This window comes from Verrucomicrobiales bacterium, assembly GCA_016793885.1.
GTDB lineage: Bacteria > Verrucomicrobiota > Verrucomicrobiia > Limisphaerales > UBA11320 > UBA11320.
Genome location: JAEUHE010000260.1, coordinates 76,168 through 93,796, shown reverse-complemented (window position 1 = coordinate 93,796; position 17,629 = coordinate 76,168). Strand labels below are relative to the sequence as shown.

The 17,629-nt window shown below is 59.2% G+C and carries 15 protein-coding genes; 9 read left to right on the top strand and 6 right to left on the bottom strand.

What is annotated here, in order from left to right:
* Window positions 1–12: 12 nt before the first annotated feature.
* Window positions 13–741 carry an aquaporin family protein gene (locus JNN07_28505; GenBank protein MBL9171705.1) on the bottom strand — a complete coding sequence of 243 codons (729 nt, stop codon included), beginning with the start codon at window positions 739–741 and terminating at the stop codon, window positions 13–15.
* 223 nt (window positions 742–964) lie between these two features.
* On the opposite strand from JNN07_28505, the gene JNN07_28500 reads away from it, so the two are divergent.
* A complete protein-coding gene (locus JNN07_28500) occupies window positions 965–1,861 on the top strand; it encodes a hypothetical protein (GenBank protein MBL9171704.1) in 897 nt (298 codons plus the stop codon).
* A 112-nt stretch (window positions 1,862–1,973) separates the two neighbouring features.
* Here JNN07_28500 and JNN07_28495 read toward each other — a convergent pair whose 3' ends face one another.
* Window positions 1,974–3,224 (bottom strand): hypothetical protein, encoded by a 1,251-nt coding sequence (locus JNN07_28495; GenBank protein ID MBL9171703.1) that lies wholly within the window; start codon window positions 3,222–3,224, stop codon window positions 1,974–1,976.
* A gap of 377 nt (window positions 3,225–3,601) precedes the next feature.
* On the opposite strand from JNN07_28495, the gene JNN07_28490 reads away from it, so the two are divergent.
* The 7 genes from JNN07_28490 (at window position 3,602) to JNN07_28460 (ending at window position 14,251) form a co-directional block, all read left to right on the top strand.
* A complete protein-coding gene (locus JNN07_28490) occupies window positions 3,602–4,399 on the top strand; it encodes an SGNH/GDSL hydrolase family protein (GenBank protein ID MBL9171702.1) in 798 nt (265 codons plus the stop codon).
* A gap of 21 nt (window positions 4,400–4,420) precedes the next feature.
* The gene (locus JNN07_28485) at window positions 4,421–6,730 is read left to right on the top strand and encodes an ABC transporter ATP-binding protein (protein ID MBL9171701.1); all 2,310 of its coding nucleotides are present in this window, start codon (window positions 4,421–4,423) and stop codon (window positions 6,728–6,730) included.
* 109 nt (window positions 6,731–6,839) lie between these two features.
* Complete coding sequence (locus JNN07_28480; GenBank protein MBL9171700.1) at window positions 6,840–7,799, top strand: NADPH:quinone reductase; 960 nt, start codon at window positions 6,840–6,842, stop codon at window positions 7,797–7,799.
* 154 nt (window positions 7,800–7,953) lie between these two features.
* Window positions 7,954–10,644, top strand: coding sequence for a PQQ-dependent sugar dehydrogenase (locus tag JNN07_28475; protein ID MBL9171699.1), 2,691 nt, complete (start codon window positions 7,954–7,956; stop codon window positions 10,642–10,644).
* A gap of 77 nt (window positions 10,645–10,721) precedes the next feature.
* A complete protein-coding gene (locus JNN07_28470) occupies window positions 10,722–12,275 on the top strand; it encodes an HDOD domain-containing protein (GenBank protein ID MBL9171698.1) in 1,554 nt (517 codons plus the stop codon).
* A 134-nt stretch (window positions 12,276–12,409) separates the two neighbouring features.
* On the top strand, window positions 12,410–13,225 hold the full coding sequence (locus JNN07_28465) for a heme-dependent peroxidase (protein MBL9171697.1): 816 nt from the start codon (window positions 12,410–12,412) through the stop codon (window positions 13,223–13,225).
* A gap of 18 nt (window positions 13,226–13,243) precedes the next feature.
* Window positions 13,244–14,251, top strand: a complete 1,008-nt coding sequence (locus JNN07_28460) for a hypothetical protein (GenBank protein MBL9171696.1) — start codon at window positions 13,244–13,246, stop codon at window positions 14,249–14,251.
* Here the strand turns inward: JNN07_28460 and JNN07_28455 are convergent.
* Genes JNN07_28455 through nrdR form a run of 3 tightly spaced genes read right to left on the bottom strand, consistent with a single transcriptional unit; the run spans window position 14,227 to window position 15,680 of the window.
* Complete coding sequence (locus tag JNN07_28455; GenBank protein ID MBL9171695.1) at window positions 14,227–14,571, bottom strand: histidine triad nucleotide-binding protein; 345 nt, start codon at window positions 14,569–14,571, stop codon at window positions 14,227–14,229. The genes JNN07_28460 and JNN07_28455 overlap by 25 nt on opposite strands.
* Before the next feature lie 22 nt (window positions 14,572–14,593).
* Window positions 14,594–15,229, bottom strand: coding sequence for a hypothetical protein (locus tag JNN07_28450; protein MBL9171694.1), 636 nt, complete (start codon window positions 15,227–15,229; stop codon window positions 14,594–14,596).
* On the bottom strand, window positions 15,195–15,680 hold the full coding sequence (nrdR, locus tag JNN07_28445; GenBank protein MBL9171693.1) for a transcriptional repressor NrdR: 486 nt from the start codon (window positions 15,678–15,680) through the stop codon (window positions 15,195–15,197). The genes JNN07_28450 and nrdR overlap by 35 nt, the downstream gene beginning before the upstream one ends.
* Window positions 15,681–15,827: 147 nt before the next feature.
* Between nrdR and JNN07_28440 the strand changes: the two genes are divergently transcribed.
* Window positions 15,828–16,721 carry a LysR family transcriptional regulator gene (locus JNN07_28440; protein ID MBL9171692.1) on the top strand — a complete coding sequence of 298 codons (894 nt, stop codon included), beginning with the start codon at window positions 15,828–15,830 and terminating at the stop codon, window positions 16,719–16,721.
* Here JNN07_28440 and JNN07_28435 read toward each other — a convergent pair.
* Window positions 16,718–17,524, bottom strand: coding sequence for a helix-turn-helix transcriptional regulator (locus tag JNN07_28435; GenBank protein ID MBL9171691.1), 807 nt, complete (start codon window positions 17,522–17,524; stop codon window positions 16,718–16,720). The genes JNN07_28440 and JNN07_28435 overlap by 4 nt on opposite strands.
* Window positions 17,525–17,629 lie beyond the last annotated feature (105 nt).

The following is a 17,629-nucleotide window of genomic DNA, read 5'->3' as shown; positions in this document are numbered from 1 at the left end:
GTTGGTTGATAATCAGGAGTTGATCAGTTGATAGCAGAAGGCTCCGGCCGTCCCACCCAAAATGGGTCCCAGCACCGGAATCCAGGCATAGCCCCAGTCGGAGCCTCCCTTCCCTGCGATCGGGAGGAGGGCGTGGGCCAGTCGGGGGCCGAAGTCGCGAACCGGATTGATCGCATATCCCGTGGGTCCGCCCAGGGAGACGCCGAGTGCCCAAACGAGAATACCCACCAAGCACGGGCCGAAGCCTTTGGCGAAGCCGGAGTCGGGAAGAAGATTCTGCGGCGAGGTCATGGACATCGCCCCCAGGACGAGCACGAAGGTGCCGATGAACTCGGTGACGAGATTCGACAGCGGATGGCGGATGGCCGGGGCGGTGCAGAAGATCGCGAGCTTGGCGCCGGCATCCGGGGTTTCTTTCCAATGGGGAAGGTAGGCGAGCCAGACAAGCAGCGAACCCAGCATGGCTCCCAGAAGCTGCGCCAGAAGATAGGAACCTACATTGGCCCAAGGAAACTTGCCAGTGATGGCCAGGGCCAGAGTAAAGGCAGGATTGAGATGACCACCACTCGCAGCGTTGGACACATAAACACCCACCGTCACCGCGAAGGCCCAACCCGCAGTGATCACGATCCACCCCGAGTTATAGCCTTTCGATTTGTTGAGCAGCACGTTCGCCACGACGCCATTGCCCAGCGTAATGAGCAGCATCGTTCCAATAAGTTCAGCCGTGAATGGAGACATGTGTCTGGATGTATTTTGGGGTCAGTGCGAAGACATTAAGAACAAAACTTCCCGTTGGGCAACCGCGAATCTGAGAGGGAAGAAGGAGGAAAGAGGAAAACGGACCTGATCTTTCCCCCTCAGACATCGCGTCCTTTGCGTCCATCGCGGTTCAACATCCCACCATCCGTCACACACACCTTTGAGATTGCCTGACGTGCGCTCGAGTCCTCAGACTCACGCCATGGGTCTCGACATCCATGCCCTTAAGCTCCTGCTCTCTGCCAAACGCCGCGGCGTGCGGTTCGATCGCGTCCTGACGTTTGGCCGCATCGAGCTGGCAGTCCTGCCAGCTCGAGCGGCGGAACTGCTGCACGCGGAAGGCCTGCCCGATGCCGAACTCCTGGCCCTCGGTCGCGAGCCCGCCCCTTGGTTCGCGGAACCCATCTTCCGAGCGCTCGGAGCCACCGAGATCGTGTCCCTCGATGCTTCGGCGTATCAGTCCGCCTCCATCGTTCACGACATGAACCAACCGATTGCCGAGCGGTATCGGGAACAGTTCGATGTGGTTTTTGACGGCGGTTCCATCGAGCATGTCTTTAACTTCCCGGTCGCGATCCGAAACTGCATGGAGATTATCCGCCAAGGCGGATCCCTTTTCATTCACACCGCAGCCAACAACTGCATGGGTCATGGGTTCTACCAATTCAGCCCAGAGCTTTTCTATCGCGTCTTCGCCCCTGTCAATGGATATCGTGTCGAACGCATGATCCTGCACGGGTCGGGGCCTTACGGCTCTTGGTATGAAGTCGCCGATCCCGCCGTGATTCATTCCCGGGTCGAGTTGATCAGCTTCATGCCGACGCAGATGCTGCTGCACGCGCGTCGGTCGGAGATCGTTCCCATCTTTGCCCAAGCTCCGCAGCAGAGCGACTACGTGGAAGAATGGAGCGGGACGGAGAATGGCGCACCTGCTCCGGCGGCCCCCACCTCTCCCAGCCGATTCAGCGGGCTGGTTCAAGAATTTCAGGAAAGTTTCCCGCGCGCCTTCGGTGCCCTGAAAGCCATTCGAACGGGCCTCCATTTTTACCGCACCCAGTCACTCTGGAACACCCGATTCTTCAAACGAACGCGAGACTAAAACTCGGGTCCGTGTGGTCCGTGTCCTCCGTGGGCAACAGCTACCCTCCCCATCCCCGCACGCAGTGCTATCTAGCAGCCCACACCCCGACTCCGAGTCGGGGTGTGGGCTGCTAGCGACCGAGCATCCGATCGATGCCCCGCCATTTCATGGGGTTGATGCTATGAGGCAGGAGCGGCCCGCCTTGCTCGAAATCATACTGCAATAAAAACCCCACGTTGTGAGCCCCCTTGTCGTCACCACGACGAGCTTCGATGCCATACCCGTAGCCAAGCATAATATGGAGCGCCTTGGATCCAGGGCGGAACACCAAGGCTCCGCCAACCCCGCTATGCCAATCGCCTGGCTGATCCAGGCCGCGGAGATGCCCCACCAACGCGGTCGCCGCATAGCCCATGATTTCCCAGTGTCCATCGGGATCCACCGGGATGGAATAGATCCCGCTGAACAGTGCAAAGCGTCGCGCTGTGAGTTCCTGAAAATAGTAACCGGGCAGGCTTAGGGGAAACTCGGCGATCAACGGCAGGCTGCCGCCGATCCGGTAGGCGCTCAGCCGATCAGCGTGCAAGCTGGTGCCGAGGGTCATGCTCACCGACAAGTAGTGATGCCACTCAGGAAACGTGTAGGCCAACAACCCGCGCGCCCAAGCGAGATGCGCGGTCGACTCCACGGCGCGATCCCCGTTGAACCCATATTCTCCGGGGCTGGTTCGAAACTGTCCCTCATACCAGGCCGACAGCTCCATCGCCATGGATGGCAGCATCAATGGCTCCCTTCCCCCCCAGCGAACTCCGGTGCGGATCAAGAAGGTGCCTCGATCCTCAGGCACTTCAAAGCTCGGCGAGGTATCACTATCTGCCTCATACGCCGAAAAGCGAATCGCCCCCCGCGCGATCAGACTGAGCGGGATCTGGTGATTCGGATTCAGACGGTGGTAAATCGCTCCGTTCACTTCTCCGCCATGCCCCACAAAGGACTCATCGCGTCGCAGCTGGCCCAGGCGAACCTCCGAGTAGCTGTCGGCAAATCCTCCCCCCGCGATGCCTAAGCCCACATCCGTGCCGGCGCCCAGGGCATCCACGAACCCGACTTGAGAATCCAGATACGTTGGGGCGACGGCCAATCGGAGGGTGGTGTTGGACTGATAGAAGTGGGGACGGTTGTAGTAATAGTAAGCATAGGCCGCCATGGGGCCCCGGCCCTCCAAAGGCTGGTTGTAGCCCATCTGGAGCAGGCGGCGATTCTCGGGATCAATCTGGGCTTGGACGGGAACCATGCTCCAGAGAAGCAAGCCTGCAACCCATCCGCCCATCGCCTTCGCGCCCAGTTGTCTCATACCCTTCCATGGATCGGCAATTTTCATTCGGACACAAGCTTCCTGCTTCCGACCGGTGGGTTAGGGATGGCCCTCACCTCTTCCAGAAGAAGCCAGAGCACCCTCGCCTAGCCTGAGGCGCTTCGGAAGCCAAATCTGGGCCGGATTAAAGCCGGATGAAGGTATTTCCGAACCAACGGAGATTCCCGATTCCATCGGGTGCCGAAAAGCGGTAGAGGTCTACCGCACTCCAAGACGCTTCGCGATGCACAGGGCGTATCTGGACTGCGGTAGACCTCTACCGCTTTTCGGCACCCCCGGAGGGGGATCCCGGCTATCCTCACGCAATTCTCGTCACACCCGCCAAATCTGCCCCCAAAAACCAGTACTTTCCTGTTGCAGCCCGATGCTTTACAAGAAAACCCATGAATGCACATTCCGGTGACTCTGCACCATGGACGCGACGCGACTTTCTCTCCGCTTCAGGCCTGGCGCTCGGCTCGGCGGGCCTACTGGCCGCCACGGGAGCGATCGCGGCCGAAAAGCCTGAAAAGCCACAATCCGCTAAACTTCGCATCTCCAAGCAGCATACCGTCTTGTTCCAAGGCGACTCCATTACGGACGCCGGACGCAGCCGTGAGAAAGCTGCCGTGGCCAATGACCAGGCAGGGCTGGGCAGTGGTTATGCTGGCATGGCGGCCGTCGGCCTGCTGCTCGACCATCCGGATTACAACCTGAAGGTCTACAACCGAGGTATCAGCGGAAACAAAGTATTCCAATTGGCCGACCGGTGGGCGGACGATTGCGTGAAACTCCAGCCCAACATCGTTAGCATTCTGATCGGCGTGAACGATTTTTGGCACACGCTCAATGGTGGATACAAAGGCACGATCGAGACCTATGAAAAGGATTATCGTGCCCTGATCGAGCGCACCTTGACCGAGCTTCCGGGGGTCAGCCTGGCCATTTGCGAGCCGTTCGTCCTCCGCTGCGGCGCGGTAAACGACCGTTGGTTCCCCGAGTTCGACAAATACCGCAAGGTCTCGCGGACCCTGGCCGAGGAGTATCGCGCCCGCTTTGTCGCCTTTCAGCTGATGTTCGATCGCGCCGTCAAGTATGCCCCCGCCGAATACTGGGCCAAGGATGGGGTTCACCCGACAGCCGCCGGCAGCGCACTCATGGCGCACACCTGGCTGAACGTGGTGTTGAGCAAGCGGGGCTAGGCCTCCGTCCGGGGCCATCTGATGAGTAATCTAGGCAACATCATCCGCTTCGGATGGCCCTATCTCCGTCGCTACTCCTCCCGGCTCATCGCCGGGATCTTGGTGGGCATTCTCTTTGGGATCAGCAATGCCGTCATCCTGGGATCCGCTGATTTCGTGATGCAGAGGCTGTCGGGACCCAAGGATAAAAACCCTTGGCAAACCTATACTCTCCCGGCACCGGACGGAGCCAACTCCACGCCTTCAACGGTTGTCAGCAACCTTGTCATCAGTTTGTCGGAGGTAGGAGAAATTTGGATCGACGACCTGCGATGGACAGACAGCGCCGCGAATCCTCCGGGGAACCCTCGAGCGATATCAGAGATCACCTTCAACGAAACCACGAATCTCACTCGAGCGACCGGCAGTCACCAAGCCAGCGTGATCGAGGATCCGGATCAACTGGGAAATAAGGTCCTCCGTATCCTATGCACCGGCTCCTCCAGCGCTCCGTCCAGTACTGTCGAGCTCGCTCTGCCCGCCGGCCACCTGTTGGCGGCCGGGCATCGCTACGACGTCTCGCTTCGGGCAAAGCCCGGACGCGGAGCCCCCAAGCTCATTCTCCGTTATCCGGGAAGCGGCGATGAACGTTCGATCACCTTGTCGACCAAGGAAAGCTCTCTACCGAAGCTCAAGTCTCTAAGCGAATGGACCGATCGGGCGAACCGGTGGCGAACTAAGGTGTATCTTGAGTTGGACCCCTGGATCCCCCTGAAGGGACGACCGATGGATGGCCACCAGATGCTCGGGGTCCTCCTGCTCTTCCCGGCCCTCATGGCATTGCGCGGCTATCTTGGGTTCCTCAGCAGCTACTGCCTCGGGTGGGTAAGCCAGCGCGTCGTAAACGACCTGCAAGTGGATGTCCTGGCGAAACTCCAGTCTCTCTCGGTGGATTTCTTCAACCGATCCAAGCTTGGCGACTTGACCATGCGGATTCATGTAGACACCGCCGCCTTGCAACGCAGCCTCGATGAGGGTCTCGGAGACATCATCAAGCAACCCGTGACCGTCGTGGCCATCTTTGGGTTTCTGCTCGTCAAGGACTGGGCTCTGACCCTGTTCCTGCTCGTGCTCCTCCCCTTCTGCCTGGCACCGGTGATCATCCTGGGTAAGAAGGCGCGCAAGGCCGCGACTAAGGGGGTGCAAACCAAAGTCTCTCAAGCAAACCTGCTCATCGAAGCCTTGGCGGGCATTCGAGTGGTGAAAGCGTTCAGCCTCGAGTCCCAGCAACTCGCCCGGTTCCGCAACTATGCCACCGAACTGGTGCGTCACGGCGTCAAGGGACTGCAAGCCAAGGAAATGATCAACCCGATCATTGAAACGGTTACCGCTCTGATTCTCGGTCTGCTGGTCGTGCTCCTGTTCAAGAGCGGACGCAATTGGGATGACATGATGCTGTTCATCCTGGGGTTGGTGTCGGTTTACACTCCGCTGAAAAGCCTGACTCGCGTGCACATGATCTTCCAGCAATCGCGCGTGGGCATTGAACGCATGGCGCAGATCCTGGATGAACAACCCACCGTCAGGGAGCCTGCCAACCCGCAGATCCTCCCGCCGTTCGAAAGGCAGATCCGCTTTGAAGCAGTCTCGTTCGCCTATAAGGACGCTACCGTGCTCCACGAGCTCAGCATCGAGATTCCCCGCGGTCAAAAACTCGGGCTGGCCGGAGAAAGCGGGTCGGGAAAGAGCACTCTGCTCAATTTGCTGTTCCGCTTCTACGATCCGACCGGCGGGCGCGTCACGATCGATGGAATCGATCTGCGCACCCTCCGGACCGCCAGCCTGCGGGACCAGATGGCCCTGGTGAGCCAAGAGATTGTCCTCTTCGACCAGACGGTCGCGGAGAATATCGCCTACGGCAAACAGGGGGCAACTCCGGACGAAATTGAAGCGGCCGCCAAAGCCGCCTTCGCCCATGAGTTCATTCTCCAGCTGCCCCATGGTTACGAGACTCAGGTGGGCGAACGCGGCGTTTCACTGTCGGGCGGCCAGCGCCAGCGACTCGCCATTGCCCGGGCGTTTGTACGCAACGCGCCCATCCTGGTTCTCGACGAGGCCACCGCCTCCTTGGACTCCCAGGCGGAATCCGAGGTCCAGCGCGCGATCGATGTTCTGGCTGAGCACCGAACGGTGATTTGTGTCGCCCACCGGCTCTCCACGCTGGCCAACCTGGATCGCATCATCGTCTTGGAGAAAGGACGCATTGTGCAGGATGGAACCTTCCAGGAGTTGATCCGGACGGAGGGTCCCTTCGCCTGGATGGCCCGCAAACAAGGGATGTCCGGGTTATAGATGGTGGATGGTGGCACAACGATACCGGTTTCCCGGTAACTCTCACCCTGGGTGCGTGGCAGCCGGAAAGACGGACCACTGACTCGCACCAAGTCTCACATAACTTATTATGCAAGCGATTCGAGTGCATCAATTCGGCGGACCGGAGGTGCTACGTTTGGAAGAGCAACCCCGACCCACTCCCGGCCCAGGCGAGGTCCTGGTGAAAATCAAAGCGATCGGGGTCAACCCGGTGGACACCTATTGGGTCGCGGGCGCGAACCCCGCGGTGTCCCTCCCGTTCACGCCCGGACTCGACGCGGCCGGAGTGGTCGAGGCGGCAGGCGAGGCGGCCGACGCCTGGCAGCCTGGAGCGCGAGTCATTGTCGCCGGCAGCCTCACCGGGACATATGCAGAGTGGACCGTTGCCAAAGCCTCCCGACTGCATCCGCTGCCGGATAAGACCTCGTTCGCCGAAGGGGCTTCCCTTCCCATTCCCTATGGCACCGCCCACCGCGCCCTTTTCCATCGGGCTCAGGCCAAAGCAGGCGAAACGGTTCTTATTCACGGGGCCAGCGGCGGTGTCGGACTGGCTGCCATCCAGTTCGCTAAAACAGCCGGCCTCACCATCATCGGCACCGCCGGCACAGCAGCCGGTCGCCAGCTCGTCCAGGACCAGGGCGCCCATCATGTGCTGGACCACACCGACCCCGACTACCTCCAGCAAATCCATTCTCTGACCCATGGCCGAGGAGTCGATCTCATCCTGGAAATGTTGGCGAACATCAACCTGGGCAAGGACCTGCCCCTGCTCGCGCGCGGGGGCCGCGTGATCGTGATTGGGAATCGCGGCCAGGTGGAGATCAACGCTCGCGATCTTATGATCCGTGAAGCCGATGTCCGGGGCATGCTGCTCTTTAATGTGCCGGACGATGAACTCCGAGCCGTCCATCGTGAGATCTTCTCGGGACTTGAAAAGGGCACGCTGCGGCCGATCATTGGAAAGGAACTGCCTCTGAGCGAGGCAGCCCTCGCGCAGAAGTCCGTGATGCAATCCGGAGCTCGCGGAAAGATCATCCTGGTTCCGTGAGCGCCATTTTTCACAGCCTTGGTCTGTCTTCCCGCTTGTAGAAGGCGGAAAGTGTGGCACAGTAGAAGTTTGCGGTCTCGAGTCCCGGGGACAGCCCGGGTTTGAAGCCTTGAGGGCAGGTGGTGACCGCGGTTCTAGTCGTTGTTGTGTTGTAATGATGTGGTTGTTCCAGTTGTTCCCGCGTCTCCTTTGGACGCGGCGGTTCGGAATGGTCGGGCTCGTTGGGCTCATGGCCCTGTCGGTCGATGCCCTGGAACGCCGGGCGAACACCTCCCTGACCTTGCCTCAACAGCCGCCTCGGCTGGGATACAAGTGGGTGGATACCTTCCCCGGCGTCACGTTCGCCAACCCCGTCACCATCGCTTCGCCTCCCGGTGAAACTAATCGACTCTTCATTGTCGAGAAAGGTGGACACATCGCCGTGGTCACGAACCTGGCGAACCCTCGACGCTCCGTGTTCCTGGATCTGACCCCTCGCGGTCTCATGACCGGCGGGGAGTCGGGCGTGCTGGGACTCGCTTTCCATCCCGGCTTCGCCACTAATGGGTTCTTCTTCGTCTTCTATTCGCTGTCCAACCATGTCAGCGATGATGGCCGGGGTCTGCACCAACGCCTCTCGCGCTTTCAGGCGATTCCACCCACGGCCAACCAGGCCGAACTTTCTACCGAACGACCACTCATCACGCAGTACGATCAAGCCGGCAATCACAATGGCGGAGATCTCCACTTTGGACCCGATGGCTACCTCTACGTAGCGGTGGGCGACGAAGGTGGAGGGAACGACACCTACAACAACGCCCAGCGACTTGATAAGGACTTCTTCGCGGGAATCCTGCGCATCGATGTCGATGCGCGACCCGAGAACTTGGAGCCGACGCCGCACGCAGCCCTGCGGGATGGAAACGCCTTGCCGTATAGGATTCCAGCGGACAATCCCTGGGTCTCAGCCACCGATTTAGGTGGAAAAGCCCTGGACCGGCAAAAACTCCGGGCCGAGTTCTATGCCATCGGATTACGCAATCCTTGGAAGTTCTCCTTCGATACCGAGTCGGGAATCCTCTTTTGCGGGGACGTGGGTCAAGAGGTCCGTGAAGAGATCAACATCATCGTCAAAGGTGGAAACTACGGCTGGCCCTATCAGGAAGGAACCCTCGCAGGACCCAAGGCAGGGTCCAAGCCAGCCCGCATTCCACTCCTCCCACCGCTCCACGAGTACCTGCATGGATCCACGGGAACGCTGACCGGCAACTCAGTGACGGGTGGGCGGGTCTATCGCGGTTCGCGGCTTCCCGAGTTGAAGGGCTCGTATCTGTTCGGCGACTACATTAGCGGCAATCTCTGGGGGATCCAGCCAGACGCCGGCTATTCCGGCGCGAAGACCAGGCTGACCAGTGAACGATTCAGTGCGGGATTCGGAGCGGACCCACGTAACCAGGACCTCCTTGTGGCTTCCTACGCCGAGAATAAAATCAAGCGGCTCGATTTCGATCCAGCCGTCGTGGGATCTCCCCTGCCCAGCCTGCTCTCAGGAACCGGCGCATTCTCCGATCTCGCCACCTTGGAGCCTCAGCCTGGCATTGAAGCCTACACCATTAATGCCCCGTTTTGGTCCGATGGCGCCGAGAAGCGGCGGTGGTTCTCGGTTCCCACGACCAATGCCTTCATCGGATTCAGTGTCACCAACCCGTGGACATTTCCGACGGGGACGGTCTGGATCAAACATTTCGATCTGACCACGAACGAGATTACCGGAGCCAAGCGCCGGATCGAAACCCGGTTCCTGGTGAAGAACGCATCGGGGGCTTACGGAATCACGTATCGATGGGCGCCGGGATCAAGCGATGCGACTCTCGTGTCGGATCAGGGATTGGAGGAGGCCATCGAGATTCTCACCGCTGACGGTTCGGTTCGAACTCAGCACTGGTCGTATCCAAGCCGGTCGAGCTGCCTTGCTTGCCACACTTCAGGAGCGGGAACGGCGCTCGGATTTTCGACCTGGCAGCTGAACCACGACGAGACGCAACCCGATTCCTCGTCCGTCAACCAGCTGCGCGTTCTGGCGAACGCTGGCTACTTCAACCGGCCGGTCCCCTCCACCGATACCCTGCCCCGACTGGTTGCCACCACCAACTCGGCCGCTAGTCTGGAGTATCGGGTTCGGTCCTACCTCGATGCCAATTGCTCGGCCTGCCATCACCCGGGAGGCACCGCCCCGAACACCTGGGATGCCCGATTCGGAACCCCGACGAGATTGACCCGGATTTTGGACGGCACGCTCAACGACCCTGGAAGCAGCTCATCCAATCGCATTGTCGTTCAAGGCGACCTCGACCACTCCATGCTGCTGTCGCGAATCAGCACTCGAGGCGCCAGGCAGATGCCGCCGCTGGGAAGCAACGAACTGGATCGCAAGTCCATCGAGCTGGTTCGGGACTGGATACTGAGCCAGGAATTGCTGTCCCGAGGGAGCTACGAAGCTTGGCGTTTCGGTTTCCTGGATGGGCTACCCCTGGCAGAAACCGAACCGTCCGCCGACGCGGATCGGGATGGTGCTACGAACGAGCAGGAGAAGCTCGCCGGCACCCACCCTCGAAATGCGGCCGACAAGCTGGCCGTGGAAATTCGGTCCCAAGCCGGATCTCTGGAGTTGGTAACCACTCAACCAGCCAATCGTCGGCTGAGAATCGAAGTGAAAAATTCAGCATGGATAGACGATCCCTGGACCGAGCTTCCCCTCAAGGCTGCAACCCCGCTCCACCCACGCGACCCCCTCCAAGTGGTCATCCCGCTGGGATCGAGTCCCGGTGAAGGCAGATATTACCGCGTGAGGGTTGACGGCTTGTAGGATGCCGCCCGCGAATGGGCTAAATACTGCGTAAGGCTTTTCCGTCTCGCGCCGATGCTTCCTTAGCGCTCGCGCGCATGATGAACGAAACGACTACGGAACAAGCCATCGTGGATCCCAAGACGCGCCGTACCATCGCGACCCTTCAGGACGCCATGGAATCGGGTAAATCCGCAGCCATCACGCAGGTGATTCAACTGATCCAGGAGATTACTGCGAAGGCAGATACCATCTCTGTCAGCCAGCTAGCGGACCTGGTCAGCCGCGACTTAGCCACCATGACCAAGGTGCTTGGGGTGGCGAACACGCTGGGCTATAATCCCGTCGGTGCCGAGATCACCACCGTTCACCAAGCCATTCAAACCGTTGGATTCGAAAAAATTCGAAACCTGGCCATGGCCCTGCTGCTCATGGAGAGCGCCGAGCGCGGAGAGGTGGGCAAGCAGAAGCAGGAGGTAGCCGCCTTGGCATTGGCGAGCGGCATCATGGCCCAGGCGGTGTCAGAACATTGCCCGAGTATTGAGCCTGAACAGGCCTTTGTCTGTGCGGCCTTACGTAGCTACGGGCAACTGCTCATCGTGAATTTTCTACCCGAAGCTTACGCCCAAGCCAAGGCCCTGACCGCCACCATGTCTTGGGATGCGGCCTGCCGCGAGGTGTTTGGGCTCACGACCCTCGAGCTGTCGTACGAACTCTTGTCTTCTGCCCAGTTGGCCAAGGGCATCCTGAGCACGATCCGCGCGGTCCCCAAGGAACTCACCGAGGCCAAGTTCCACTCGCCCTCGGAACTGCTATTGATCGCTTCGGACTTCTCTAACCGATTCTGCCAGCATGCGGCCGAGAAGGGGGTCGACGGGGAGCAATTGAAAGCCGAGGCCGCTCGCATGGCCAAGCAATACGGGGTCGCCTTGGCGCTGGATGATGAAGCACTGTCGTCCTTGTTCGAACGAACCGAAAAGCGTCTTCAGGGATTCGGACAAGCCCATGGGCTGAAGATGTTCAGCAATCCGCTCATGAAGCGACTGGCGAACATTTCCGCACCGAAATCAATCACCAAAGACAAGGAGGCAGGACTTCGGCCCTCGGTGGATACCAAGTCGCTCCGGAAGTCGGCCGATGGAGATCTCAAGTTCCAAGAGCTCATCTCTCAGTGGGGGACCAGCAGCGGGCGAGCCATTTCCTTGGAGGAGGCTTTGACGCAAGTCCTGCAACTGCTGCATGACGAACTCAAGCTAGCCCAGAGTGTCGTCTTCCTACGCGACGAGATACTGCCGACCTGGTCAGCCCGGCTGGGTCGCGGCAGTCTTTTCGAGAGCATCCGAGGGCAGTCACTGCTCTCTTTGGACAGTCGGAATGTGTTCACGATCTGCCTCAGTCGTGGAGAGGACGTGCTGGTTCAGAGCCCCAACGAGCCAAGCATTCGCAAGTATATACCGGATTGGTTGAAGACCAAGGTGGAGGGGAATCCCCTCTTGCTGCTTTCCCTGCGCAATGGACAGGAGACGTTTGGCGTGATCTGCGGCATCGGAAACCGTGAGCACTCCATCGGTCTGACCTCCCGCCTCGCCGAACCGCTCCGGGCGCTTCGAAAAGCCTTGGCAGGCATGAGCCGGACCGAGATTTCCCCTTAGGTCTTCACCCGATCGGACTCGTCCGCTCAGAGCGTCTCTCGCAAGTGGATGAGGGAATCCGTCCCCGCCCGGACGATTCCTCCCTATCCGGTATTGGCAAACCTCCCTTTCCAGCGTAAACCCTCTCCTCGAGCATGAACTTGCCCCAAGTAAAACTGAATCAGGGCATCCACGTGATGCATTTGTTCTATCGAATTAACCGCGTCGCCTGGGCCGCGCTGCCGGCTGACGCCTCGGTGGCCACCCGCCGTCGGCTCGAAGCTATTTGCGCAGCGAATGCCAATGCCTCCCATCCGCGCGTCTCCCTTTTCGCCAACATCAGCGGGAAGGCCGACATCGCCGTGATGATCTTGGCCAGCGAAATGGGGCAAGCTGCCCAGTTGCACCGCGATATCGAGTTCGCCTTCCCGCCCGGAGTCCTGGAGCCCATCTACCAATACTTCTCCGTCACTGAACTGAGCGAATACATGTCGTCCGAGGACGACCATCGCAAGCAGCTGATCGAGCGCGAAAAAGTGGCCGCGGACTCTGCGGAGTTCACTCAAAAGATGGAGGAGTTTCGTCAGCGGATGGCCGAATACACGCACTATCGGCTGTATCCCGAGCTGCCGGACTGGGAAGTCATGTGTTTCTATCCGATGAACAAACGCCGGCTCGGGGCCGACAATTGGTACTCGCTCGACTTTCCCACTCGCAAAACGCTCATGGGCGGACACGCGCGGGTCGGCAGAAAATACTCCGGCCGCGTGACGCAGCTGATCACCGGATCGGTGGGCCTAGACGATTGGGAATGGGGTGTAACGCTGGTGGCCAAGCAGGTGGATCCCATCAAGGAGATCGTTTATGAGATGCGATTCGACGAAGTCACCGCGCGTTTCGGGGAGTTCGGCTCCTTCTACATCAACCTGCGAGTCACACCCGAAGCGCTGTGGGCTCATCTCCACCTCTAGTTGAAAGAGACACCTGCTTTGTCGAATCCCTGGGAAGCCATTGATTGGGACTGCTTGGATCGCCTCCGGAAAGGGTTCCTGAACGCCGATGCCGGTCTGGATGACTACTGGCGTTCCGCCGCGGATCTGTATGCCTATGACCAGACCTTCGCTCAGCGCATTGGTTGGAAGTGGGACTATGTCTTAAACGAGCTCCAGATACGCGGCTGGAAACCTCCGGAAGCCGAGGTGTTCGACTGGGGCTGTGGCAGCGGAATCGCGCATCGCTGCGTTTTCCGTGCCTTCCCGCAAACCCTAGCTGGAGGATTGGCGCTATGGGACCGGTCCCATCTGGCGAGCAACTACGCGTCGCAGACCGCTCTAAAATTCTTTCCGGATCTGAAACAGCGGATCTCCCAGAATTCACCCGGAGGACTGCTCCTCCTGAGCCACGTGCTCACCGAGCTGACCGAGTCGGGCCTGGAGGAGCTGATTTCGATCGTCCGCGAAGCCTCGGCCGTTATCTGGGTAGAGCCCGGGACTTACGATGCGAGCCGCCGGCTGATCGCCGTGCGTGAACGGCTGCGGGCCGAGGCTGGGGTTCAAGTGATAGCACCCTGCGTCCACGCCTCGCGCTGCGGCCTGCTGGCCGAAGACAACACGTCGCATTGGTGCCACTTTTTCGCCGCTCCGCCCTCGGCGATCTTCACCGATCCCGACTGGATGCGATTCGGTCAAGCCGCGGGCATCGACCTTCGCAGCCTACCACTGAGCTATCTGGTTTTGGATCGTCGACCCGCGGCGCCATTGCCAGCGGGAGCGGTGCGCATTCTGGGAAGCCCCCGTGTCTACAAGGGCTACGCCTTGGCGACTGGGTGCACTGCCGAGGGAGTTGGTGAGAAGCGCATTTCGAAGCGATCGCTGCCTGAGGCCTACAAGGCCTGCAAGAAGGACACACTGGAAAGCCTAGAGGAGTGGGAGTGCACCGGCCATGAAGTGGTTCGCCTCAAGAAGTGGACCGCTCAACCCGGCGGCCAAGACAGCTGACGTCCACCCAACAGATGGCAATGCAGGTGCGGCACCGACTCGCCTCCGTGTGGGCCGTTGTTAATCACCAGCCGATATCCGGATTCCTGGATCCCCACCAGGGCCGCCACCTCGGCCGCCTTCAGCATGAGATGCCCCAGCAGCATTTGATCGACCGCCCCCGCAGCAGCCACTCGTGGCAAAGGCTTTTTGGGAATGATCAGAACATGGACCGGGGCCTGAGGGTTGACGTCATGGAACGCGAGCACCAGGTCATCTTCGTAGACGATGCGAGCGGGAATCTGACGGGCGATAATCTTCTCGAAGAGGGTCTGACTCATAGGAGGGAAACCAGGTCTGGGTTCAGCGAACGCACAACACCGGACGCCGTCCATCGGCGTAGTCTTTCAAGCAGGCTCGGAGGAAGCGCACGATATCGTCACTGAGCTCCTGACACCGATCCGACCAGCGCCGCGCCGCGCACAGGTTTTTCGAGCAGCTGCGGAGCCCGTGACACACGATAATCTGAGGATTGGACTGCAGTCGGTCCAGGAAGTCGGCCTTGAGGCTCTGGAAGAACTGAAGTTCACCGGCGCCACCACTTTGCTTCTCGAGAGATCCCAAGTCGATCTCCGTCGTTAGCCCGGAGGATACCGCAACCGAGTCCACCGCTGGAACCAGGCTGCCAGAGGCAGCGGAGCTTGAGCCAGATGGGATTGTGGGGGAAGTTACCTTCACCTCATATTCCTTGAGGTCGAAGCCCAAATCCTTGAGCACCCGCCGCAAGGCCGTCGCAAATTCCTTCAGCGAAACCTCCTGACGCTGCAGCTCATGGCGAAAATAGTGAAGGACTGCCGCAGCGGCATTTTTCAGAACCTCGGGATCGAAGGCCTGCCCGGGCTCCAGAGAAAGCTCAAGCGCAATCTCCTCGGCGGTGCAGGGAATCATTTCACCCGTGGGAAATTCAAAGACCAGGCAATCGTGCCGTAAGTGTATCATGTTTGGTCTCCAGCTTCTTGACCTCTTGAACAAAATCGGTGGCCTCCTCAAAACGACGGTAGACGCTTGCGTAACGAACGTAGGCAATCGGGTCCAACCCGCGCAGCTCATCCATCACCCGCGCGCCAATGTCCTTGCCCTGAACCTCTCCCTCATAGGCGTTCGAAAGATCCGTCATGATGGTTTCCACCACCGATACGATCGCCTCCTCGCTCACTGGCCGCTTCTGACAGGCTCGGCGAATCCCAGCCGCCAGCTTCTCGCGAGAGAATTCCTCTCGTCGCCCATCCCGCTTAACCACCATCAGGGTAGGAAGTTCCACATGCTCATAGGTGGTGAAACGAAAGTGGCATTCCAGGCACTCCCGGCGGCGACGAATCGTGGCACCCTCGCGCGAGGTGCGAGAGTCGATCACTTTGTCATCAACACAGCCACATTTCGGACACCGCATAATAAACAGGAACCCACAGCCTAATGTGGGTGAACTCACCCTAGGATACAATATCTTGGGCCGTCAAGCACGAGGGGCAAGGAATCCATGTCTATTAAGTCCGTCCTTTGACTTCGTCCGGCCGTCCACTATGCTCGCGCCGTTGCTATGCAAATCGAGAGCTTGAAGGTGTTTTGTGATCTGGCCGAAACCGAGAGTTTCACGCGGGCAGCCCAGATTAACGGGGTAACCCAGTCCGCTGTGAGCCAACAGATCAGCTCTTTGGAGCGCCAGTTCAAGTCTCTGCTGATTGAGAGGAGCAAAAAGAAGTTCAGGCTGACCCGTGAGGGTCAGGTGCTGTACGAGTATAGCAAACAGATCATCCAGACCTACGAGGGCCTCTTTAGCAAACTGCAGGAGATCAAGAATGTCATCTCCGGCGCGATACGCGTCGCCACCATTTACAGCATCGGACTCCATGACTTGCCGCCTTATCTCAAGAAGTTCCTGAAGAGCTATCCAACGGTCAATGTTCACGTGGAATACCGTCGGTCGAATCAGGTCTACGACGATGTTCTAAGCAATGTGGTTGACCTCGGGTTGGTGGCCTATCCCAACAAGGATCCCAAATTGGAGGTGGTGGCCCTGAGGAAAGATGTCATGGTGCTGATCTGCCATCCCGAACACCCCTTCGCCAAACGAAAGACCGTGAAGCTGGGCGAACTCAACGGAATGAAATTTATCGGATTTCAACCAGATATCCCCACGCGCCAGGCTATCGATCGGGTGCTGAAGGATCAGGAAGTGCAAGTCCAGCACGTCATGGAGTTCGATAATATTGAAACGGTGAAACGCGCGGTGGAAATCAACGCCGGGATCGCCATCGTGCCGCAAGGCACTGTGGAACAAGAGATCGCGAAGCTCACCCTAATCGAGGTCCGGCTCGAGGATGTTCAGTTCCATCGACCGCTGGCAGCTATCTACAAGAAGAATAAGGTGCTCTCGCCGGCTGTGAAACAGTTCCTGGCCATCCTCAAGGGCGAGAAAGCCCAGTTCATCTAGGCCACCTCAGAAGAGTCTGCGCTGCGGGAAGCTTGCCTCCACTCGCTCGGAGTGCGTTTCCACCGTCTCTTGAACGTCGCGTTAAACAGGCCGATGTGACGGTAACCGCATTCCGAGGCGATTTGGGCAATGCGTAAATCCGTCTCGCGAAGCATCTGAGCCGCCTTCTGCATTCTCAACTCGGTTTGGCGAGCGCTGAAGGACAGCGAAAAAGTGGTGCGAAACAATCGGCTGAGGTGTCGCGTGCTGCACCGGCATTGCAGAGCCAGACTCTCGACGCTGCAACGGATAAACTCCGCCTCAGTGATGCGGCCAAGCAGTGCTTGGAACCGCTCGGCAGCGCTGGACCGCCGTTCGCTGTCCGATGCCAAAACCCCCGGCCCAATCCCGACGGCCATAGCGATCAACCGAAGGACGCTCGAACGACTCGCCAAGGAAGCGTCCGGTGAAGAGCGCGCAGCCAAGGAAGCAAACTCCAAGGCCACCGGGTCGTTCGCTGGGAAATGCCTGAGCGCCAAACGTTCCAGGGTTTGCTTGGCTTCCAGGAAGTGACGCTCCACCGGCGTCAGCAAGTCCGTCAGCCGATCGGGATGAAATTGGAAGTAGACCCCCGAAAGCCCCGCCAACTGACTTGCCCGAAGGACGCCTTTTGTAATCGGCGAAATCATAAACGCTTCGCCGGTGTCTAAACTTCGAACCGGATCACTCAGCCAATATCCCTGCCCCGACACCACGCTAAAAAACCTCCACCCATCCACAGCAAACGCCCACTCCTGACCCGGGTTCAGGTGAATTTCATGCAAAACAAGATGGGGAGCTGACACCATTGAGAAGAACAGTGAGTGGCTAGCGTTACGTTGTGATGACGAATCGGCAACGACTTCGCAAAACCAGCCATCACCCCTTCA